The organism is Pantoea sp. SGAir0418 (genome assembly GCF_043529865.1).
Map to the genome: position 1 here is coordinate 1,108,844 of NZ_CP027911.1, position 22,284 is coordinate 1,131,127.

20 protein-coding genes are annotated in these 22,284 nt (G+C 57.7%); 13 read left to right on the forward strand and 7 right to left on the reverse strand.

Features of this window, described 5'->3' with window-relative positions; all coding sequences use genetic code 11:
- The first annotated feature begins 3 nt into the window (after positions 1-3).
- The 5 genes from rnc to acpS are packed head-to-tail and all read left to right on the forward strand — an operon-like array spanning position 4 to position 3,548.
- On the forward strand, positions 4-684 hold the full coding sequence (rnc, locus tag C1N84_RS04980) for a ribonuclease III (protein WP_021506523.1): 681 nt from the start codon (positions 4-6) through the stop codon (positions 682-684).
- Positions 685-732: 48 nt separating this feature from the next.
- Positions 733-1,635 (forward strand): GTPase Era, encoded by a 903-nt coding sequence (era, locus tag C1N84_RS04985; protein ID WP_058758278.1) that lies wholly within the window; start codon positions 733-735, stop codon positions 1,633-1,635.
- Between the two features lie 3 nt (positions 1,636-1,638).
- A complete protein-coding gene (gene recO, locus C1N84_RS04990) occupies positions 1,639-2,376 on the forward strand; it encodes a DNA repair protein RecO (RefSeq protein ID WP_058775641.1) in 738 nt (245 codons plus the stop codon).
- Between the two features lie 60 nt (positions 2,377-2,436).
- Positions 2,437-3,168 (forward strand): pyridoxine 5'-phosphate synthase, encoded by a 732-nt coding sequence (gene pdxJ / locus C1N84_RS04995; protein WP_021506526.1) that lies wholly within the window; start codon positions 2,437-2,439, stop codon positions 3,166-3,168.
- A complete protein-coding gene (gene acpS / locus C1N84_RS05000; protein ID WP_010617758.1) occupies positions 3,168-3,548 on the forward strand; it encodes a holo-ACP synthase in 381 nt (126 codons plus the stop codon). The genes pdxJ and acpS overlap by 1 nt, the downstream gene beginning before the upstream one ends.
- On the opposite strand, the gene C1N84_RS05005 is transcribed toward acpS, so the two are convergent.
- The 5 genes from C1N84_RS05005 to C1N84_RS05025 form a co-directional block, all read right to left on the reverse strand.
- Positions 3,545-3,793 carry a YfhL family 4Fe-4S dicluster ferredoxin gene (locus C1N84_RS05005; RefSeq protein WP_010617759.1) on the reverse strand — a complete coding sequence of 83 codons (249 nt, stop codon included), beginning with the start codon at positions 3,791-3,793 and terminating at the stop codon, positions 3,545-3,547. The two genes, acpS and C1N84_RS05005, sit on opposite strands and share 4 nt — an antisense overlap.
- A 324-nt stretch (positions 3,794-4,117) precedes the next feature.
- The gene (locus tag C1N84_RS05010) at positions 4,118-5,539 is read right to left on the reverse strand and encodes a glucosyltransferase domain-containing protein (RefSeq protein ID WP_264442177.1); all 1,422 of its coding nucleotides are present in this window, start codon (positions 5,537-5,539) and stop codon (positions 4,118-4,120) included.
- Positions 5,536-6,447 carry a glycosyltransferase family 2 protein gene (locus C1N84_RS05015; RefSeq protein WP_021506529.1) on the reverse strand — a complete coding sequence of 304 codons (912 nt, stop codon included), beginning with the start codon at positions 6,445-6,447 and terminating at the stop codon, positions 5,536-5,538. The genes C1N84_RS05010 and C1N84_RS05015 overlap by 4 nt, the downstream gene beginning before the upstream one ends.
- Positions 6,444-6,806 (reverse strand): GtrA family protein, encoded by a 363-nt coding sequence (locus C1N84_RS05020; protein ID WP_058781808.1) that lies wholly within the window; start codon positions 6,804-6,806, stop codon positions 6,444-6,446. Before C1N84_RS05020 ends, C1N84_RS05015 begins: the two co-directional genes overlap by 4 nt.
- Positions 6,807-6,986: 180 nt before the next feature.
- Entirely contained in the window at positions 6,987-7,826 is an 840-nt protein-coding gene (locus tag C1N84_RS05025; protein WP_021506531.1) for a MurR/RpiR family transcriptional regulator, read from the reverse strand.
- Positions 7,827-8,042: 216 nt separating this feature from the next.
- Between C1N84_RS05025 and yfhb the strand changes: the two genes are divergently transcribed.
- A complete protein-coding gene (gene yfhb / locus C1N84_RS05030) occupies positions 8,043-8,681 on the forward strand; it encodes a phosphatidylglycerophosphatase C (protein ID WP_059009946.1) in 639 nt (212 codons plus the stop codon).
- Between the two features lie 57 nt (positions 8,682-8,738).
- Positions 8,739-9,233, forward strand: a complete 495-nt coding sequence (tadA, locus tag C1N84_RS05035) for a tRNA adenosine(34) deaminase TadA (RefSeq protein WP_071813580.1) — start codon at positions 8,739-8,741, stop codon at positions 9,231-9,233.
- Here tadA and mltF read toward each other — a convergent pair.
- On the reverse strand, positions 9,230-10,687 hold the full coding sequence (mltF, locus tag C1N84_RS05040; RefSeq protein WP_021506534.1) for a membrane-bound lytic murein transglycosylase MltF: 1,458 nt from the start codon (positions 10,685-10,687) through the stop codon (positions 9,230-9,232). The genes tadA and mltF overlap by 4 nt on opposite strands.
- A 270-nt stretch (positions 10,688-10,957) precedes the next feature.
- Here mltF and purL point away from each other — a divergent pair, with 270 nt between their 5' ends.
- The 5 genes from purL to glnB all read left to right on the forward strand — a co-directional run bounded on the left by purL (position 10,958) and on the right by glnB (position 19,342).
- The gene (gene purL / locus C1N84_RS05045) at positions 10,958-14,848 is read left to right on the forward strand and encodes a phosphoribosylformylglycinamidine synthase (RefSeq protein WP_264442183.1); all 3,891 of its coding nucleotides are present in this window, start codon (positions 10,958-10,960) and stop codon (positions 14,846-14,848) included.
- A gap of 641 nt (positions 14,849-15,489) precedes the next feature.
- A complete protein-coding gene (locus C1N84_RS05050; RefSeq protein ID WP_058770860.1) occupies positions 15,490-16,917 on the forward strand; it encodes a sensor histidine kinase in 1,428 nt (475 codons plus the stop codon).
- 3 nt (positions 16,918-16,920) lie between these two features.
- Positions 16,921-17,592, forward strand: coding sequence for a two-component system QseEF-associated lipoprotein QseG (gene qseG / locus C1N84_RS05055; protein ID WP_021506537.1), 672 nt, complete (start codon positions 16,921-16,923; stop codon positions 17,590-17,592).
- Between the two features lie 2 nt (positions 17,593-17,594).
- On the forward strand, positions 17,595-18,926 hold the full coding sequence (glrR, locus tag C1N84_RS05060; RefSeq protein ID WP_058758284.1) for a two-component system response regulator GlrR: 1,332 nt from the start codon (positions 17,595-17,597) through the stop codon (positions 18,924-18,926).
- 77 nt (positions 18,927-19,003) lie between these two features.
- Positions 19,004-19,342: a nitrogen regulatory protein P-II gene (gene glnB, locus C1N84_RS05065; protein ID WP_007886217.1), complete on the forward strand. Its 339-nt coding sequence runs from the start codon at positions 19,004-19,006 to the stop codon at positions 19,340-19,342.
- A 51-nt stretch (positions 19,343-19,393) separates the two neighbouring features.
- Here the strand turns inward: glnB and hmpA are convergent, their stop codons facing one another.
- Positions 19,394-20,578, reverse strand: a complete 1,185-nt coding sequence (hmpA, locus tag C1N84_RS05070; protein WP_264442192.1) for an NO-inducible flavohemoprotein — start codon at positions 20,576-20,578, stop codon at positions 19,394-19,396.
- 336 nt (positions 20,579-20,914) lie between these two features.
- Here hmpA and glyA point away from each other — a divergent pair, with 336 nt between their 5' ends.
- A complete protein-coding gene (glyA, locus tag C1N84_RS05075) occupies positions 20,915-22,168 on the forward strand; it encodes a serine hydroxymethyltransferase (protein ID WP_021506540.1) in 1,254 nt (417 codons plus the stop codon).
- Positions 22,169-22,284 lie beyond the last annotated feature (116 nt).

Here is a 22,284-nt window from a genome sequence, read left to right on the forward strand (position 1 = left end):
CGCATGAACCCCATCCTCATTAACAAGCTGCAGCGCAAACTGGGCTACACTTTTACTCATCCGGAATTACTGCAGCAGGCTCTGACTCACCGCAGCGCCAGCAGCAAACATAACGAGCGTCTTGAATTTCTTGGCGATTCTATCCTCAGCTATGTGATTGCCAACGCGCTGTATCACCGCTTCCCGCGCGTGGACGAAGGCGACATGAGCCGCATGCGTGCTACGCTGGTACGCGGCAACACGCTGGCCGAAATGGCGCGCGAGTTTGAGCTGGGCGAATGTCTGCGTCTGGGGCCGGGCGAGCTGAAGAGCGGCGGGTTCCGTCGGGAATCCATCCTCGCGGATACCGTTGAGGCGTTGATCGGTGGCATCTTCCTCGACAGCAACATTCAGACGGTCGAGAAGCTGATTCTCGACTGGTATCAGAATCGCCTTGAGCAGATCAGCCCGGGCGATAAGCAAAAAGATCCGAAAACGCGCCTGCAGGAGTATCTGCAGGGCCGTCATCTGCCGCTGCCGTCTTATCTGGTGGTACAGGTACGTGGCGAAGCGCACGATCAGGAATTCACCATTCACTGTCAGGTGAGTGGGATGGCTGAACCGGTGGTGGGCGTGGGCTCCAGCCGCCGTAAAGCAGAGCAGGCCGCTGCCGAACAGGCATTGATCAAACTTGGCCTCGAATAAATTGTCATTTCGCAGCCTCAGCAGTGAGGCTGCCCAATCAGGACCCGAATGAGCGAACTCGAAACATACAGCGGCTTTATCGCGATTGTCGGCCGGCCTAACGTCGGCAAATCCACCTTACTGAACCAGCTGCTGGGGCAGAAGGTGTCGATCACCTCGCGCAAGCCGCAAACCACGCGCCACCGCATCATGGGTATTCATACCGAAGGCGCTTATCAGGCGATCTACGTGGATACACCCGGCCTGCATATGGAAGAGAAGCGGGCGATCAACCGCCTGATGAACCGTGCTGCCAGCAGCTCCATCGGTGACGTTGAGCTGGTAATTTTTGTGGTGGAAGGCACGCGCTGGACGCCTGACGATGAGATGGTGCTGAACAAGCTGCGTGACGGCAAAGTGCCGGTGGTGCTGGCGGTAAACAAAGTCGACAACATCCAGGATAAAAGCATCCTGCTGCCGCACCTGCAGTTCCTCAGCCAGCAGATGAACTTCCTCGAGATCGTGCCGATCTCCGCCGAAACCGGTAAAAACGTGGATGCGATTGCGGAGATCGCCCGCAAGCGCCTGCCGCTGTCGGATCACCACTTCCCGGAAGACTACATCACCGATCGCTCGCAGCGTTTCATGGCTTCAGAAATCATCCGTGAAAAACTGATGCGCTTCCTCGGCGCCGAGTTACCGTATTCGGTTACCGTGGAGATCGAGCAGTTCGTCTCTAACGAGCGCGGCGGCTATGACATCAACGGTTTGATTCTGGTCGAGCGCGAAGGGCAGAAGAAGATGGTGATTGGCAACAAAGGTGCCAAAATCAAAACCATCGGTATCGAAGCGCGCAAAGACATGGAAGAGATGTTCGAGGCGAAAGTTCATCTCGAGCTGTGGGTCAAAGTGAAATCGGGCTGGGCGGACGACGAACGTGCGCTGCGCAGCCTGGGTTATACAGACGACTAATTGATGGAAGGCTGGCAACGCGCCTTTGTGCTGCATAGTCGCCCTTACAGCGAAACCAGCCTGCTGCTCGACCTGTTCAGCGAAAGTCAGGGACGCGTCCGCGTCCTTGCCAAGGGCGCACGCTCGCGCCGTTCCCAGCTTAAAGGCGCACTGCAACCCTTTACACCGCTACTGGTGCGCTGGGGCGGTCGTGGCGAAGTCAAAACCCTGCGTAACGCCGAAGCGGTGTCGCTGGCGCTGCCGCTCAGCGGCATCACGCTCTACTGTGGCCTGTATGTTAACGAGCTGCTGTCGCGGGTGCTGGAGCAGGAAATTCCCTTCTCCGAACTGTTCTTCGATTATCTCTCCTGTATCCAGACGCTGGCGGCGGCCAACGGTTCGCCCGAGCCAGCGCTGCGCCGTTTTGAGCTGGCACTGCTTGGCCATCTGGGCTACGGCGTCGACTTTCTGCACTGCGCCGGCAGCGGCGAGGCGGTCGACGACAGCATGACCTACAGCTATCGCGAAGAGAAGGGCTTTATCGCCAGTCTGGTGGTCAATCAGCGCAGTTTTACTGGCCGCCAGCTGCGCGCGCTGTGGGAGCGCGAATTTCCTGATGCCGACACGCTGCGTGCCGCCAAACGCTTCACGCGCATGGCGCTGAAACCTTATCTGGGCGGTAAGCCGCTGAAGAGTCAGGAGCTGTTCCGTCAGTTTGTGCCGAAAAAACGACCGAACGTGGCAAACGACGAGCGCGGGTGATGCACCTGACAGGCTCCGCGCGTTACACTGCAAACATACTGAACACATTTAAGGATTGTCATGGCTGAGTTGCTGTTAGGGGTCAACATCGATCACATTGCCACCGTACGTAACGCACGTGGCACAAACTATCCTGATCCGGTACAGGCCGCGTTTGTCGCGGAGCAGGCGGGCGCAGACGGCATTACCGTGCACCTGCGTGAAGATCGCCGTCACATCACCGATCGCGACGTGCGGATCCTACGCGACACCATTCATACCCGCATGAATCTTGAGATGGCGGTCACCGACGAAATGGTCGGCATCGCCTGCGACATCAAACCGCATTTTGTCTGCCTGGTGCCGGAAAAGCGTCAGGAAGTGACGACCGAAGGCGGCCTTGATGTGGCCGGTCAGCAGGACAAGGTCAACGCGGCAGTCAAACAGCTGAGCGAGGCGGGCATTCTGGTGTCGCTGTTTATTGATGCCGATCAGCGCCAGATTGAAGCGGCGGTCGCCAGCGGTGCGCCTTACATTGAAATCCATACTGGCGCCTATGCTGAAGCAGCGGAAGGGCTGGCGCGCGATGCCGAACTGGCGCGTATCGCCAGCGCTGCGACCTTTGCCGCCAGCCGCGGCCTGAAGGTCAATGCTGGCCACGGTCTGACGTATCACAACGTCCAGCCGATTGCTGCGCTGCCGGAAATGCATGAGCTGAACATTGGTCACGCGATTATCGGTCGTGCGCTGTTCAGCGGTCTTGCAGCAGCGGTCAGCGATATGAAAGCGCTGATGCGGGAAGCGCGCCGCTAATGGCCATTCTGGGGCTGGGCAGCGATATCGTCGAGATCGAGCGTATCGCTGGCGTGATTGAACGCTCTGGCGATCGTTTGGCGCGCCGCGTGCTGAGCGAAGCTGAGTGGCAGCAGTATCAGGCGCATCAGCAGCCGGTGCGCTTCCTCGCCAAACGTTTTGCGGTGAAAGAGGCGGCGGCAAAAGCCTTCGGCACCGGTATTCGCGGCGGCTTAGCGTTCAATCAGTTTGAAGTGTACAACGATGCGCTGGGGAAGCCAGGCCTGCGCTTCTTTGAACAGGCCAAAGTGATTGCCAGCCAGCTGGGCGTGCAGCATGTGCACGTCACGCTGGCCGACGAGCGCCACTACGCCTGCGCCACGGTGATTATCGAAGATTAAGCGTGCAGCAGCACAAATTTCTCCCACAGCGCGTCGCGACTTTCCACGTGCTGTGGGTCTGAAAGAATAGTGTTATCAATCGGGCAGACGCTCTGACAGGTCGGCTCATCATAATGACCCACGCACTCGGTGCAGCGGTCAGCGTCGATCTGATAGATCGATTCACCCATGCTAATCGCCTGGTTCGGGCACTCAGGCTCGCACATGTCGCAGTTAATGCAGCGCTCAGTAATTATCAGTGCCATGGCATAAGCTCATCAGTTGCTTGTTTTCATTGCATGTTTCTTGGTTAATTCCGCTCTCCGGCGCAAAACGCCTGCTGAAATAGCGCTTTGCAGTGTGATTTTTCAATCGATGCAGGCGTAAATCAGCGGGGCGATCCCCTGAGCGGCACGCATATTATCACGCCGGGTGGCGTTCAAAAAATGACTTAGCGTAGTATTCGGCCGCCAGCAGAACGTGGCGACGTGGCTGCGACCAGCCGATCTGATGTCGCGCCATAGCCAGTAAACCACGCAACGGTAAGCAGAGCCGTTGCGTGGTAAGCGAAATAGTGGCGGCGCTGGCCTTTATTTTACCGGTGCCAGCACGTGGGTGGCATCCAGCGTCAGACAGTCACCTGGACATTGATCGCTGCCGTAGATAACGGGCGCCTTTGGCAAGGAAAACTTCATCGCATGCTCTTTTTTAATCGCGTCGGCCATACCGGCAAAGGACCATGGCATACCCAGCGAAAGCGAACCGAACTCATCGTATTTTTTGGATTTTGCGACAGCAGGTAAGTTGTCACTATCGATACGATAATAAAGCTGGCCAGAATATTCTGCAGGCACGTTCTCTATGATTGCGTTGCTTAACAACTGATACTCGCGCTGCTGAGGCGTAGAAAAGCCCTTCTGAATATTCAGCATGCATGAGAGCACTGCAATAACGAGGCAAACGATACTGGCAGACGTGGTTATCTTCAGCTTATTAAAGATCACGAATAAGCCAGCAATGAAGGCTGAGGTAGTGATTAACGACAGCGCGATAACCGTGCGATAGGCTGCCCAGTCCTCACTCACCAAAAGATTAGGAATGCCCGCCGCCAGCAGGAAAAACAGGAACAGAAAAGCTTTACGCGGTTTGAAATCGGGTGCCTTCACAATGCCCACGATGATCAGTGAGCAGGAGATGATAATACTGACAATCGAGCGCCCGGTATCAAAGTTGCACAGCGCATTTCTGAGCGGCTCAGCGATAAACCAGGTGATTTTTTTCAGCGGCGCTAAGGTGATATTGGTTCTGGCCAGTACTTCATTGAACAGCACGAGCGGCAGAACTTTCGCCAGTACCAGTGCCATCACCATGCCAAATCCCAGCATCAACATCAGCTTGATCACCGCGCTGCGCTGATAATTATTCCGGCTCATGCCCAGATCGAGCAGGGCAAAGAATAAAAAGCTCATGGCTGCGGGTTGGTAAATCGCAAAGGAAAGCGTCAGGCAAATAGCCGACAGTAGCACCCGGCCCAGGCCTTTGTTTTCCGCCAGCGTTGAATAACTGATGCCCGCCAGCAGTACGGACAGGACATAAGGAAAGCAGACTGTCCAGCCGACAAAAACCTGAAATGAGGGCAGCAAACAAATCAACGTGGCAAACGTCAGACGCTGGACCGCGCTGGCGAAAATGCTGCGACGCTCAAGGAAACGGATGATGTAACCGCCCAGTAAAATCAGACTGAATAAAGAAAGCACCCTGAGATACGTCAAATCCTGCACGTCATCGATCAGGAAAGCGAAGAAGTAGCGGATAGCACCATAAAAAGGTCGGCCCGATAAGATATCCCATTTGAAAATACTGAATGCATCGGTAGTGGATGCGTATAAATAGAACCAGTCGTCGGAAAATCCGTATGTTGATAAATAAACCGGGCTATAACCGATGAGTAAAGCGACGGCCAGTATCAGATACATGGCGGAGGGATGACGCTCAAAAACTGTTTTTTTCATTTCCTGCTCTTAATTACGTAGCGTGGTCTTTGTTTGGACTCAATGTAGATTCGGCCAATATATTCGCCCAGAACACCGATGCCGATAAGTTGCACTCCACCCAAAAACAGAATGGAAACCAGCAACGAAGGGTAACCCGCCACCGGATTGCCCCAGAGCAGTTTATCGATGATCATCCAGAAGCCATAAAGAAAGGAGAGTAACGCGACGCTACCGCCGATGTAACTCCAGATGCGCAAGGGGAAGGTGGAAAAACTGGTTAATCCTTCTAATGCCAGATTCCATAATTTCCAGCCATTAAATTTCGACACCCCTGTGACGCGTTCAGCCCGATCATATTCCACAATCGCTGTTTTACCGCCAACCCAGGATAAAATGCCCTTCATGAACAGATTCCTTTCCGGCAGGCTTTTTATATGTTCTACCGTCTCGCGCGATAGCAGACGAAAATCGCCAACGTTTTCCTCTATTTTCGGCGAGCTGATTTGGTTGTGAAAGTGATAAAACCACTCGGCTGTTTTACGTTTTACATGCCCATCGGCACTGCGATCTTTCCGTTTAGCCAGAACCACATCGGCACCCGCTTGCCAGCGTTCAACCAGTTGATGGATAACGGCGATGGGATCCTGCAGATCAACATCAATCGGGATAACCGCGTCGCCGGTGGCATGCTCCAGTCCGGCAAACAACGCGGGCTCTTTGCCGAAATTGCGGGTGAATGACAGCGCAATGACCAGCGGATCCGAGATGGCCAGGGCATTGATGATGTTTTCGCTGCCATCGCTACTGCCATCATTGATAAAAACAATTTCCACCTGATAGCCGGCTAATTCATGACGAACCGCCTGATAAAAGAGCGGAATGGTTTCCTCTTCATTGAAGACGGGCACGACGAGAGACAATTTCATTTTACTTCCCTGAAAACGATGTAATTAGAGTAGATGAAGCCGCAACCCAGGCTAATAAAGGAAAAGAGTATCAGGGTAACCACCGGGGAAAGCGTGCAGGCGTCGGCCATCCAGCCAACCAGCGCCGCCATGCCTCCCATAAAGCTGACATAAAGCAGGTAACGCAAGGGCGTGGCTGCAGAAGAAAAGGTCCAGCGGGCATTAGCAAAAAAGGAAAACGTCACCGCAACGCAGAATGCACCAAAGTTTGCCATAGCCTGACCTGACTCGAACAGCTTGAGAATAAGCGCAAACACCGTCCAGTGAATCGCGGTGTTGATAACGCCAATTCCTGCATAACGGGAAATAAGTTTCAGCATGACGAGAGAGATGAGTAAATTTGCCCTGATCATATACATCGGAAATTATCCTGCAAGCCCGATGCTGAAAATGCGTTTAATCGGGCCGAAAAGGGTAGCGACAGGCAACAAAATCATTGCCCCGCCCGATGATCAATTTCGGGCTAAGGCAGGGTGGGGAATACCCTGAGCATGGGGCAATCAGACCAGCTTTTTCACCAGCTCCTCGCTGTGACGAATATGGCTGGAGGCGCGTTCCGGATCGTTCTGCACCAGCGCCATAAACAGCAGATCGGTCAGCGCCAGCTGGGCGCTGGTGGAGGAGATGGCCGCGCTGCGCGTGCTCTGCTCCTCGGCGACGGTGTACAGGCAGACCGTGGCGCACTGCTGCAGCGAATTCGGGGTAAAGCCGGTAAACGCCAGCACATCGGCGCCAATGGCTGCCGCTTCCTGCGCCGCGAGATTGATCTCGCGACGTTCGCCGGTGTAGGAGATTGCCAGCAGCACATCGCCGGGTGCCATCGCCTGAACGCTGGCCAGCAGCGCGTGCATGTCCTGCTCGGCGACGGCGTTGATGCCAATCTTCATCAGCTTCCACGAAAAATCTTTCGCTACCAGCCCGGAGGCGCCAATGCCGACCAGCAGAATGCGGTTGGCGTTTTTCAGCAGCTGCAGCGTTTCCGTGAGTTTCTCTTCGCTGTTGATATCCAGCGTGGCGCGAATCGCCGAAATTTTTTCCGTCAGCAGCTTTTCGCCGACCACTTTCAGCGGATCGTCACTCAGAATGTGGTTGTGCACGGTGATGGCATCGCGGTCGGCCAGCGACTCACTCAGCGCCAGCTTCAGCGCCGGAAAGCCTTTGTAACCCAGTTTCTGGGCGAACTTCACCACGCTCGACTGGCTTACGCCTGACTCTTCCGCCAGTTTTTGTGAACTCAGATGCCGTGCCCGATCAGGCTGCGACAGCAAAAAATCCGCCAGCCGACGCTCGTTCAGCGCCAGGCGTGGGTAGAGCTGGCGAATTCGCAGCAATGAACTCATGTCCGATCCTTAATCCATAGTCCCGCACACAGCTTAGCCGCTCGCGGAAGGAAATGTCTGGCCAGGAATGTCAGATGACATCGCGCCGACGCAGAGAATAAACTATTCAAATGGCATTGTAGCCACTGGAATTAAAAATGACAGCTTTCGCCCCGGCGCGCGATGCTGGCTACACTGTAGAGCAGGTATCGCCGCGTTTAGAAAAAGGAGTCGGGTTTGACAAAGGGTTCGCATCGCCGCGTGGTATTTTTTGACCTGGACGGCACGCTGCATCAGCAGGACATGTTTGGCACATTTATGCGTTATCTGCTGCGCCGCCAGCCGCTCAATCTGGTGCTGGTGGTGCCGCTGCTGCCGGTCATCGGCATAGGTATGCTGATAAAGGGCCGCGCCGCGCGCTGGCCGATGAGCCTGCTGCTGTGGGCTATCACCTTTGGCCATCGTGAGGCCACGCTGCGCCAGCGTGAGGCCGAATTTGCCCGCTGGTTTCGCGAACGCGTTACGGCGTTTCCGGTGGTGCAGCAGCGGCTGACTGACTACCTCAGCAGTGAAGACGCCGATGTCTGGCTGATTACCGGCTCGCCGCAGTCGCTGGTGGAGCAGGTCTATTTTGATTCCGCGTTTCTGCCGCGCGTGAAGCTGATCGCCAGCCAGATGAAACCGGGCCGTGGCGGCCGGGTATTAGCCATGCGCTGTCTCGGCCATGAAAAAGTGGCGCAGCTCGAGGAAAAAATCGGTACGCCGCTGCAGCTTTACAGCGGCTACAGCGACAGTAAGCAGGATAACCCGCTGCTGTTTTTCTGCCAGCATCGATGGCGCGTGACGCCGCGCGGTGAACTGCAACAGCTGGAGTGAATCGCAGCTGGATTCCGTCTATAATGCGCCGCCTTGTTAATCCGCAGGAGTTGCCCGTTGAACCCACAAACTGATGAATACTGGATGCGCCACGCGCTTGAACTGGCGCGGCGTGCGTGGGAGCAGGGCGAAGTGCCGGTCGGTGCGGTACTGGTGCAGGGTGACAGAGTGATTGGCGAGGGCTGGAACCGGCCGATTAGCCAGTGCGATCCCACCGCGCATGCCGAGATTATGGCGCTGCGTCAGGGCGGCAAAGTGATTGATAATTACCGGCTGCTCGACACCACCTTATACGTGACGCTGGAGCCGTGCGTGATGTGTGCGGGTGCCATGGTGCACAGCCGGATTACCCGTCTGGTCTATGGCGCGAAGGATGAGAAAACTGGCGCCGCCGGTTCGCTGCTGGATGTGATCGGCCATCCGGGCATGAATCATCAGATTGAGATTGCGCATGGCGTGCTGGCCGAGGAGTGCGCCACGCTGCTGAGCGACTTTTTCCGCATGCGCCGGGAACAGAAACGTGCGCAGCGGCAGGCGCTGCGCGCCGATTAGTTCATCGCAATCTTCGGTTCGACAGCCGGATAACCGGCACCGAGTTCCGCTTCCAGCGCCGACTGCTGCGCCAGCCGTTTCTCCTGCTCCTGCAGATAGCCTACCAGGCTGATCTGATACTTACGGATGTTCTCAACGTAGTTATAAGCTTCGTGGCCGCGCGCATAGCCGTAAGTGGTCTGCGCGTAATAGCGCTTCTGGCTCAGCATCGGCAGGCGCAGCTTAACGTCGGCCCAGCTGTCCGGATTGCCGCCCTGTTTAAGCGTCAGCCGGCGTGCATCCAGCATATGTGCGTAGCCCATGTTATAGGCCGCCAGCGCAAACCAGATGCGTTCATCTTCCGGAATGGTCTCCGGCACTTTTTCCATCATGCGCCGCAGGTATTCGCTGCCACCGCGAATGCTCTGTTCCGGATCGAGACGATCGTTCACGTCGAGGCTGTCAGCGGTATTGCGCGTAAGCATCATCATGCCACGCACGCCGGTGGGCGAGGTCGCCTGCGGATTCCAGTGCGACTCTTGGTAGGAAATCGCCGCCAGCAGGCGCCAGTCGATACTGGACGCGTACTTCTCAAACAGCGGCTTGATATCCGGCAGCGTGTTATCAATTGCGCGCAGGAAGGTGCGGGTATCGACATAATCAAAGGTGCCGACGTGGCCGAGATACTTCTCTTCCAGCCGCGCCATGGTGCCTTCTTCCCCCATCTGACTGTAGAAGTCGAGCATGGCGGCGTTCAGGCTATCGTCATCGTTACGCGGCAGATACCAGGTCACCGGCTCTTCATCGGTAATATCAAACGCCACCGCCAGCTGTGGATGGATGCGCTGCAGCAGGCCGATGGTCACCGAATCCCCCACGGTATAGTCAAGCTTGCCGTCGGCAACCGCTTCCAGCAGCGCTTTCTGGCCCATATCGGTGGAAATGGCCCAGTCGAGATCGGGGTAGCTGTCCGCTTTGGCGGAACGTAACGTTGACAGATAGGCTGAACCGGACTGCACAATCAGCCGGCCTTTCAGATCACCAAGGTTTTTGGGCCGCGGCTTGTCGATGCGATACACCAGCTGCTGCGACACGGAATAGTAGCTCGGGCCACTCTGATAACGGCTGAGGCGCTCGCTGTTGTAGATCAGCCCGGCGGCCAGCAGGTCGGCTTTGCCGTCGTCGAGATCGTCAAACAGGTCGCCGAGGTTGGGCCGCACCGTGACTTCCAGCTTCACGCCAAGATAATCGGCGAAACGCTTCGCCAGCTCGTAGTCCATGCCGGCTGGTGCGTTATTGATGGTGTAGTAAGTCAGCGGCGAGTTGACGGTACTGATGCGCAACACTCCCCGCGATTTGATCTGTGATAACGCGTCTTTTCCGCCCCCGTACCAGGGGATGGACGGCCACAGCGCCAGCGCAAGCAGCACGGTGATCAGACCGATAAACAGATAATTTAATTTCAGGCGTTTCAAATAGTTGTCTCGTAATGGCTCACAGGCCTCTGTCTTTTAAAGGCAGTATTTATGTTGTTTTGCACTCCCAGAGCGAGGGGCATTTTGCGCAACAAAGCGCAACAGGGCAACTTATATAGCAAGATTTGCGCAAAATTCAGGCAAATCCTGAGGCTCAGTTTTTCTGCGCAAACGGTTTCGTAACCCGTGCCATTTCTCTATAATACCGCCCGTTTTCCCTGTTGCGCCCCATGAAGCGTCGCCCGGCGCTTCGAAGACGAGAGATCTTTAATGATGGAAATTCTGCGTGGTTCGCCCGCTCTGTCGGCATTTCGTGTAAACAAACTGCTGACCCGCTTTCAGGACGCTCATCTGCCGGTGAGTGATATTTACGCCGAGTACGTCCATTTCGCCGATGTCAGCGCACCGCTCAGCGCGGAACAGCAAGCCCGCCTGCAGCGTCTGCTGAAATACGGTCCTTCTCTCGCCGAACATGTGCCACAAGGGCGTCTGTTGCTGGTGACGCCGCGTCCCGGCACCATTTCTCCCTGGTCATCGAAAGCCACCGATATCGCCCACAACTGCGACCTGCCACAGGTATTGCGCCTGGAGCGCGGTCTGGCCTTCTATGTACAGGCACCGCAGCTGACTGACGCGCAGTGGCAGCAGCTGGCCAGCCTGCTGCACGACCGCATGATGGAAACCGTGTTCACGGAGCTCAGCGCGGCAGAACAGCTGTTCGCGCATCATGAGCCGCAGCCGCTGAAAAGCGTAGACGTGCTGGGCGGAGGGCGCGAGGCGCTGGAGCAGGCTAACCGCACGCTCGGCCTGGCGCTGGCCGATGACGAAATTGATTACCTGCTCGATGCCTTCACCAGACTGGGCCGCAATCCGAACGATATCGAGCTCTATATGTTCGCTCAGGCGAACTCCGAGCACTGTCGTCACAAGATTTTTAACGCCGACTGGATTATCGACGGCGAAAAACAGCCGAAGTCGCTGTTTAAAATGATTAAAAACACCTTTGAGCAGCATCCGGAACACGTCCTGTCGGCATATAAAGACAATGCCGCGGTGATGGAAGGCTCCGAGGTCGGGCGTTTCTACGCGGATGCGCAGCAGGGCGAATACGAGTTCCACCAGGAAGCCGCGCATATCCTGATGAAGGTGGAAACCCACAACCACCCGACGGCCATTTCGCCATGGCCAGGTGCCGCCACCGGTTCCGGCGGGGAAATCCGTGACGAAGGTGCCACCGGACGCGGCGCGAAGCCGAAAGCGGGTCTGGTCGGCTTCTCGGTTTCCAACCTGCGTATTCCCGGCTTTGAACAGCCGTGGGAAGAGGATTTCGGCAAGCCGGATCGCATTGTTACCGCGCTGGATATCATGACCGAAGGCCCGTTAGGCGGCGCCGCGTTTAACAACGAATTTGGTCGCCCGGCGCTGAACGGCTATTTCCGTACTTATGAAGAGCAGGTCAACAGCCACAATGGCGTTGAGCTGCGCGGCTATCACAAGCCGATCATGCTGGCCGGCGGCATTGGTAACATCCGCGCCGATCACGTGCAGAAGGGTGAGATCGTGGTTGGCGCGAAGCTGATCGTGCTGGGCGGTCCGGCGATGAATATCGGCCTTGGCGGCGGTGCGGCGTCCTCGATGGCGTCCGGCCAGTCGGATGCCGATCTTGACTTCGCCTCTGTGCAGCGTGACAACCCGGAGATGGAGCGTCGCTGTCAGGAAGTGATTGACCGCTGCTGGCAGCTGGGCGAAGCCAACCCGATTCTGTTTATTCACGACGTCGGTGCCGGTGGCCTGTCTAACGCCATGCCGGAGCTGGTGAGCGACGGTGGCCGCGGTGGCAACTTCAACCTGCGCGACATCCTCAGCGATGAACCTGGCATGAGCCCGCTGGAAGTGTGGTGTAACGAGTCGCAGGAGCGTTATGTGCTGGCGGTTGCGCCGGACAAACTGGCGCTGTTCGATGAGCTGTGCCAGCGCGAACGTGCGCCGTACGCGGTGATTGGTGAAGCGACCGAAGAGCAGCACCTGAACCTTGCCGACAGCCATTTCGATAACAAACCGATCGACATGCCGCTCGACGTGCTGCTGGGTAAAACGCCAAAAATGACGCGCGACGTGGCCAGCCAGCAGGCGAAAGGTGACGCGCTGGTGCGGGACGGCATTACCATTGCCGATGCGGTAAACCGCGTGCTGCATCTGCCAACCGTGGCGGAAAAAACCTTCCTGGTGACCATCGGTGACCGCAGCGTAACCGGCATGGTGGCGCGCGATCAGATGGTCGGGCCGTGGCAGATCCCGGTGGCGAACTGCGCCGTGACCACCGCCAGCCTTGACAGCTACCATGGTGAAGCGTTTGCCATGGGCGAACGTGCGCCGGTAGCGCTGCTTGATTTCGCTGCGTCCGGCCGCCTGGCGGTGGGCGAAGCGCTGACCAACCTGGCCGCGACCGCGATCGGTTCACTGAAGCGCGTGAAGCTGTCGGCAAACTGGATGGCTGCAGCCGGTCACCCGGGCGAAGACGCTGGCCTGTACGCCGCGGTAAAAGCGGTGGGCGAAGAGCTGTGCCCGGCGCTGGGGATCACCATTCCGGTGGGTAAAGACTCCATGTCGATGAAAACCCGCTGGCAGCAGGGCACTGAACAGCGCGAAATGACTTCGCCGCTGTCGCTGGTCATTACGGCTTTTGCACGTGTTGAAGATGTGCGTCGCACCGTAACGCCACAGCTGCAGCCGGAAGGCGACAACCTGCTGCTGCTGGTGGATCTCGGCAACGGTGCTAACACCCTCGGCGCCACGGCGCTGTCACAGGTGTATCGCCAGCTGGGCGACAAACCGGCCGACGTGCGCGATGCCGCGCAGCTGGCTGGCTTCTTCAAAGCAATTCAGACGCTGGTCAGCGAGCAGAAACTGCTGGCTTACCACGACCGCTCGGATGGCGGTCTGCTGGTCACGCTGGCTGAGATGGCCTTCACCGGCCACTGCGGTATTGAGGCGGATATCGCCGCGCTGGGCAGCGATGCGCTGGCAGCACTGTTTACGGAAGAGCTGGGCGCCGTACTGCAGATTAACGCTGCCGACCGCGCGGCTGTGGAAAAAGTATTTGCCGATCACGGTCTGAGCAGCAATGTTCACGTCATCGGTAAAGCGCTGCCGGGCGACCGTTTTGTTATCCGCTCCGGCGACAGCGCGGTGTACAGCGAAAGCCGTACCACCCTGCGTACCTGGTGGGCTGAAACCACCTGGCAGATGCAGCGCCTGCGCGATAACCCGGCCTGTGCCGATCAGGAACATGAAGCGAAGAAAGACGATAACGATCCTGGCCTGAACGTGCAGCTGACCTTCCGTCCGGAAGAGGATGTGGCGGCACCGATGATCGCCACTGGTGCGCGTCCGCGCGTTGCCGTGCTGCGCGAGCAGGGCGTGAACTCGCACGTTGAGATGGCTGCTGCCTTCCACCGCGCAGGCTTCACCGCGGTTGACGTGCACATGAGCGATCTGCTGGCGGGCCGTCGTGGTCTGGAGGAATTCCACGCGCTGGTCGCCTGTGGCGGCTTCTCCTACGGCGACGTGCTGGGTGCGGGCGAAGGCTGGGCGAAATCGATTCTGTTCAACAGCCGCGTGCGTGACGAGTTTGAAAACTTCTTCCATCGTCCGCAGACGCTGGCGCTGGGCGTGTGTAACGGCTGCCAGATGATGTCGAACCTGCGCGAACTGATTCCGGGCAGCGAGCTGTGGCCGCGCTTTGTGCGTAACCAGTCCGAGCGCTTTGAAGCACGCTTCAGCCTGGTGGAAGTGGCCGCCAGCCCGTCACTGCTGCTGGACGGTATGGTCGGTTCTCGCATGCCGATTGCCGTCTCGCACGGTGAAGGTTTTGTTGAAGTACGTGACGGTGCGCATCTGGCTGAGCTGGAAGCGAAAGGGCTGGTGGCGCTGCGCTTCGTCGATAACTTCGGTAAAGTCACCGAGACCTATCCGGCAAACCCGAACGGCTCACCGAACGGCATCACCGCCGTGACTAACGAAAGCGGGCGCGTCACTATTATGATGCCGCATCCGGAGCGCGTGTTCCGCACCGTCAGCAATTCGTGGCATCCGGCGGAGTGGGGCGAAGACAGCCCGTGGATGCGCATTTTCCGCAATGCGCGCAAGCAGCTGGATTAAACCTGAATTCTGTCTCTTACCGGTGCCCATTCACGGGCACTGTGCAAAGGCCGCTCAACGCGGCCTTTTTTATTTTTTGTCGCGTGGGCACCGCTGTCGATCCGCTGTGATTCCCTGACATCTGTGACATGTCGGAAAATGACGACAATCCCATGACTGAGTTGTCGCCAAAAGGTGACATTTAAATCGTTGTTTTTTATAGGTGCAAAGTTAGCGCGTTAAAGCCGTTGCTAATCGGCGACACTTTTTCCAGACCAGCCGGTCCGAAAGCGTCGTTAATTCCCTCTCTGAGCTGGCAGTATACTGATTAACAAGGCTATTTATTTTCTGGCACGATAGTTGCTATACTCATTACGTTGCTCATTCTCCTGTCTATGATTGCCCCGCACTGCGGTTGAGCTCATAAAATATCGAATGACGCACCAAACGGAGCCTGCCGTCCACCCAACCGATAATCGCTTGCTTTGCAACGTTATCAAGCACCGGACGCAACGTTGAGTTAGGCTCCACCTATTTTGCAGGCGATGCTGCGGCGTCGCTCTCACGGCAGGCCAAAAGGCCTGCCGTTTTCGTTTTCAGCCTTTCTAACCTTGCCGGACTTCGCTAGCATGCCTGCAACTCACCTCAAAGGAAGCGCGGTTGTGAAGAGATGGCGTCTGTTTCCCCGATCCCTGCGGCAACTGGTTTTAATGGCCTTTCTGCTGGTGCTGCTGCCGCTGCTGGTGCTGGCATGGCAGGCGTGGGAAAGCCTGTCAGCGCTGAGTAATCAGGCCGCCGACACTAACCGCAACACCTTCACTGACGTGCGTCGCAGCGAGGCGATGGCGCGTACGGCGCTGGAGCTGGAGCGTAGCTATCGCCAGTATTGTGTGCTGGGCGATGCCAGTCTGGCACGCCTGTATCAAACGCAGTGGAGCCGCTACGGCCAGATGCTCAGCAGCCATGCCGCCAGCCTGCCCGATTTGCCAACGTTCAAAATATTGCAGAGCGCGCTGCCGCAGCTGGAAAAGCTGCAGTGTGATAACGGCAATCTGCTGGCACCGGCGGCGAGCGCGCTGGAGGCATTCTCCGCCGCCAACACCCGCATGGTGCAGGCCACGCGTGAAGTGGTGTTTTCACGCGGCCTGCAGCTACAGCGCGAAATTGCCGATCGCGGCCAGTTTTTTGGCTGGCAGGCGCTGATACTGTTTTTGATCAGTCTGGTGCTGGTGCTGTTGTTCACCGGCATGATTATCGGCCCGGTTAAGCGCGTCGAACGCATGATCAACCGGCTGGGCGAGGGGAAAACACTGGGCAATAGCGTCAGTTTTCGCGGGCCACGCGAAATTCGCTCGCTGGGACAGCGCATAGTCTGGCTCAGCGAACGTCTTAGCTGGCTGGAAGCACAGCGGCATGAGTTTTTGCGCCACCTGTCGCACGAACTCAAAACGCCGCTGGCCAGCCTGCGCGAAGGCACCGAACTGCTGGCCGACCAGGTTGCCGGCCCGCTCAATGCGGAGCAGCAGGAAGTTGTCGCCATTCTCGACACCAGCAGCCGTCATCTGCAGCGGCTGATTGAACAGCTGCTCGACTACAATCGCCGGCTGGCGGAGAGTCCAATGCGGCTGGAACCGGTGGCGATTGACGCTATCATTGATAGCGTCGTCAGGGTGCACTCACTGCCCGCCAGCGCGCGCCAGATGCATACGCATATCGATCTGCAGGCCCGCTATTGTCTGGCGGAACCGACGCTGTTGCAGCGGGTGATTGATAACCTCTACTCGAACGCCGTGAACTACGGTAGCGAATCCGGTAACATCTGGCTGCAGAGCCAGCAGAAGGGCAACCAGGTGTGGATTGAGGTGGCCAACACCGGCACGCCGATTCCGGCTGAAGAGCAGGCGATGATCTTTGAGCCCTTTTATCAGGGGAGCCAGCAGCGCAAAGGGCCGGTGAAAGGCAGCGGGCTGGGATTAAGCATCGCCAAAGATTGCCTGCGCAGGATGCAGGGTGATTTGCAGTTGGTCACGCGCACGGACGCGGACGTCTGTTTTCGTATCATTTTGACTACCAGCGCCGGGAATGCCTGATTAATGAAACTCACATCCAGCCGATTTCTCGTCGGCGCACTGATCGCCATCGGCCTGAGCGCCTGTCAGGCGCCTCCCCAGAGCAGTACGCCGCGCGGTGCGGTGAACCTGCCGGAGCCGGACGTGCGCCTGGCGGATTATCTGGCCACCGATTGCCAGAATGTCTGGCAGATTGAAGCACCGGCGGCCATGAGCAATCCACTTTACTGGCAGCGCGCTATCGACTGCGGTGAGCGGCTGTCGGCGGCCGAAGCGCGGGCGGAAGCGCGGCGCTGGCCGGTACAGAACTGGGCGCGCGCCTTTAAGCAGGGCATCCTGCTGGCGAACGGCAACGTGACGCCGGTGGAGCGCCGTCAGTACGTTGATACGCTCGACAGCTATAGCGCGGATTATCCGGCGGCGGTGCGTCCGCTGCTGCAGCTGTGGCGCAGTAACCAGGCCGCGCAGCTGGAGCTGAGCGAGGCGCGCGGCCGCTACGCCGCGCTGCAGCAAAGCAATGACGCCGAACTGGATCGCCTGCGTCAGCAGCAAACGCAACTGCGGCAGACGCTGGACGATACCCAGCGTAAATTGCAGCGACTGACTGACATCGAGCGTCAGCTGTCATCGCGCAAAGCGCCGGACAGCGGCGACAGCACACACGGTGCCAGCGATGCCCAAAGCGAGGAGCAGTAACCATGAAACAGGCCGCACGCTTACTGCTGGTGGATGACGATCCGGGCTTACTCAAGCTGCTCGGTATGCGTCTCAGCAGTGAAGGTTATCAGGTAGCGACCGCGGCCAGCGGGCCGGAAGCCCTGCGTCATCTGCAGAAAGAGAAAGTCGATTTGGTGATCAGCGATCTGCGCATGGATGAAATGGATGGCCTGGCGCTGTTTGCTGAAATCCAGAAGCGCCATACCGGACTGCCGGTCATCATCCTGACCGCGCACGGCTCGATTCCGGACGCGGTAGCCGCCACGCAGCAGGGCGTGTTCAGCTTTCTGACCAAACCGGTCGACCGCGATGCGCTATACAAAGCGATTGACGAAGCACTGGCGCAGCGCGCGCCGGTCAGCGATGACGGCTGGCGCGAAGCGATCGTCACGCGTAATCCGCTGATGCTGCGGCTGCTGGAGCAGGCGCACATGGTGGCGCAATCTGACGTCAGTATATTAATTAACGGTCAGAGCGGCACCGGCAAAGAGGTGCTGGCGCAGGCGATTCATGCTGCCAGTCCGCGCGCCGGCAAACCTTTCATTGCCATCAACTGCGGCGCGCTGCCGGAACAGCTGCTGGAGTCTGAGTTGTTTGGCCACGCCAAAGGCGCCTTCACCGGTGCCGTAAGTGCGCGTGAAGGGCTGTTTCAGGCGGCGGAAGGCGGCACGCTGTTTCTCGATGAGATTGGCGACATGCCGCAGGCGCTGCAGGTAAAACTTCTCCGCGTGCTGCAGGAGCGCAAAGTGCGTCCGCTGGGCAGCAACCGCGATCTCGACATCAACGTGCGCATCATCTCTGCCACGCACCGCGATCTGCCGAAGGCGATGGAGAAGAAAAGCTTCCGCGAAGATCTCTACTATCGTCTCAACGTGGTGAATCTCAGGATCCCGGCACTGCACGAACGCGCCGAAGACATCCCGCTGCTGGCCAACCATCTGCTGCGCCAGTCGGCCGATCGCCACAAACCGTTTGTGCGCAGCTTCTCGGTCGATGCGATGAAACGGCTGGTGAGTGCCAGCTGGCCGGGAAATGTGCGCCAGCTGGTTAACGTGATTGAGCAGTGCGTGGCGCTTACTACGTCGCCGGTAATTGGTGACGCGCTGGTAGAGCAGGCGCTGGCTGGCGAGAACACGGCGCTACCGACCTTTGTCGAAGCACGCAACCAGTTTGAGCTTAACTATCTGCGCAAACTGCTGCAGATGACCAAAGGTAATGTGACGCATGCGGCGCGTCTGGCTGGACGCAACCGTACCGAGTTTTATAAGCTGCTGTCGCGCCACGAACTGGACGCCAGCGAATTTAAAGAGTAGCTTGCTGCGGCAGCGTCAGGAACACTTATACTCATAGTTACCCGTCCATCATGGAGGGAGCGAAAAAAGGATCTGTGATGAAAAAGATCGATGCAATTATCAAACCATTCAAACTCGATGATGTGCGTGAAGCCTTAGCAGAAGTGGGCATCACCGGGATGACGGTCAGCGAAGTGAAAGGCTTCGGACGTCAGAAAGGCCACACCGAGCTGTATCGCGGTGCCGAATACATGGTCGATTTTCTGCCAAAAGTGAAAATCGAGATGGTGGTGGGCGATGATATCGTCGATACCTGCGTAGAAACCATCATGAAAACCGCGCAGACCGGTAAAATCGGCGACGGCAAAATTTTTGTCTTTGACGTGGCGCGCGTCGTGCGTATTCGTACCGGCGAGGAAGACGAAGAGGCCATCTGAGCCCTTCGCTCCTCACCAGACACAAAGCCTGCCGCGTGCAGGCTTTTTCATTTACAGCACTTTGTGCGGACCGAACACTTCGTAGTGAATGCGGTCGGCGCTGATGCCGGCGTCGGTCAGCTGGCGCGCAACAAACTGCATGAACGCCAGCGGGCCGCAAATCCAGAACTGACCCTCGGGCTGGGTCAGTGCGGTTGAGACGGTGGCTAAATCCATCAGACCCTGCGCGTCGTAACGTCCCGCGTCGTCAGCTTGCGGCTGGCGATACCAGACGTGGCGGCTAAAGCGCGGCAGTTGCGCGCCCAGCGCCGCGACCTCATCAGCAAACGCGTGCTGCGCGCCGTTTTCGGCGGCGTGCAGCCAGCATACTGCGGCCGGATGCTGCTGCTCCGCCAGGCTGGCAAGCATGGCTAACAGCGGCGTTTGCCCGACGCCGGCTGAGATCAGCGTCACCGGCGTCTGCGCTGCTGCCTGCAGGAAGAAATCCCCGGCCGGCGCGGCGCACTGCACGATATCGCCGACCTTCGCATGCTGATGCAGCCAGCCGGAGACGCTGCCCTGCGCTTCGTGTTTCACCGCAATGCGATAGGCTTTGCCATCCGGCAGATGCGTTAGAGAATACTGGCGGTGCTGAATGTAGTCGCTGTCCGCCGGGCGCAGACTGAGGGTCAGATACTGGCCGGGCAGGAAGTCCGCCACCGGCTCTCCACCATTCGGCACCAGCTCAATGCTTTTGATCACCGAGCTCTGCGCTGTAATCGCACGGATACGAAAATCGCGCGCGCCGCGCCAGCCGCCGACCTTTTCTTCCGACGCACGGTAAATCGCTGCTTCTCGCTGGATAAACACTTCAGCCAGCACACCATAGGCTTTGCCCCACGCCGCCAGTACCTCATCGCCTGGATTAAGCAGCTCTTTAATCGTCGCCAGCAGATTTTCCCCGACAATCGCGTACTGCGCCGGCTGAATATTCAGGCTGGCATGCTTCTGCGCAATTTTCTCCACTGCCGGCAGCAGCACCGCGAGGTTTTCCAGATTGCTGCCGTACGCGCAGATCGCGTTAAACAGCGCTTCACGCTGATTGCCGCTGCGCTGGTTGTTCATGTTAAACACATCTTTCAGTTCCGGATGCTGCGTCAGCATCCGCTGATAAAAGTGGCCGGTCAGCTGCGGGCCGAGTTGAGCAATCGCGGGCAGGGTAGATTTCACGGTGGCGATGGTTTGCGCGTCGAGCATCGGGAACTCCTCAGGGGTAATTTTAAACATGTATTTAAAATGCATGTTATGCCTGTTGCCGCAGGCTGTAAATCCCTCGTGAGTTTTGGGCAGCGACCGGTAAACCGGAAGCGGGCGCGCAAAGCTGAAAAATTTTCCCGATGTGGATGAACAATTATCCGCTTTGGTTAGCCGGCTAAAAAGCGTAAAAATCCCGTGCCAGCGCCTTGCCAATCGTTTGCGTAAAAAGAGGGGATTGGCGCTACCGTCCCCTGGCAAAACCGTTTACACTGTTGGCCTTCGCCCCCAGCCGGGGCTTAAACTGCCGTTAAAAAGTTGCTGAGTCAGGAGATGCGGATGTTAAAGCGTGATATGAACATTGCCGATTATGATGCCGAGTTGTGGCAGGCTATGGAGCAGGAGAAGGTGCGTCAGGAAGAGCACATTGAACTGATTGCTTCGGAAAACTACACCAGCCCACGCGTTATGCAGGCGCAAGGTTCACAGCTCACCAACAAATATGCCGAAGGCTATCCGGGCAAACGCTACTACGGCGGATGTGAATATGTGGATATCGTTGAGCAGCTGGCGATCGATCGCGCCAAAGCGCTGTTCGGCGCGGATTACGCTAACGTGCAGCCGCACTCCGGCTCCCAGGCTAACTTCGCGGTGTACACCGCGCTGCTGCAGCCGGGCGACACCATTCTGGGCATGAACCTGGCACACGGTGGTCACCTGACCCACGGTTCGCCGGTCAACCTGTCCGGTAAGCTGTACAACGTTATCCCTTACGGCATCGATGAAACCGGCAAAATCAATTACGAAGAGCTGGCCGAACTGGCGCAGACCCACAAGCCAAAAATGATCGTGGGCGGCTTCTCTGCTTACTCTGGCGTATGCGACTGGGCCAAAATGCGTGAAATCGCCGACAGCATCGGCGCCTGGCTGTTTGTTGATATGGCCCACGTTGCCGGTCTGATCGCTGCTGATGTGTACCCGAACCCGGTACCGCACGCGCACATCGTGACCTCGACCACGCACAAAACGCTGGCCGGCCCACGCGGTGGCCTGATCCTGGCGAAAAACGGCGACGAAGAGCTGTACAAGAAACTAAACTCCGCGGTGTTCCCGGGTGGTCAGGGCGGCCCGCTGATGCACGTTATCGCCGGTAAAGCCGTCGCGTTCAAAGAAGCCATGGAGCCGGAGTTCAAGGCTTATCAGCAGCAGGTCGCGAAGAATGCCAAAGCGATGGTGGAAGTGCTGCTGGAGCGCGGTTACAACATCGTCTCAGGCGGTACTTACAACCACCTGTTCCTGATCGATCTGGTGAGCAAAGGTCTGACCGGTAAAGAGGCGGATGCCGCTCTGGGCCGCGCTAACATCACCGTGAACAAAAACAGCGTACCTAACGATCCGAAGAGCCCGTTTGTGACCTCCGGTGTGCGTATCGGTACGCCAGCGGTGACCCGTCGCGGCTTCAAAGAAGCGGAAGTGCGCGAGCTGGCGGGCTGGATCGCTGACGTTCTCGACAACATTAACGACGAAGCCACTATCGAGCGCACCAAACAGAAAGTGCTGGATATCTGTGCCCGTCTGCCGGTTTATGCCTGATAAGCGCTAAACCCGCAGTGTGAAGAAGGATGGCGCAAGCCATCCTTTTTTTATTCCCTTTCGCAGGCGGCTTTGAGAAAGTAACGGCCATTCCGCGCACGGCGGAGCGTCAACAG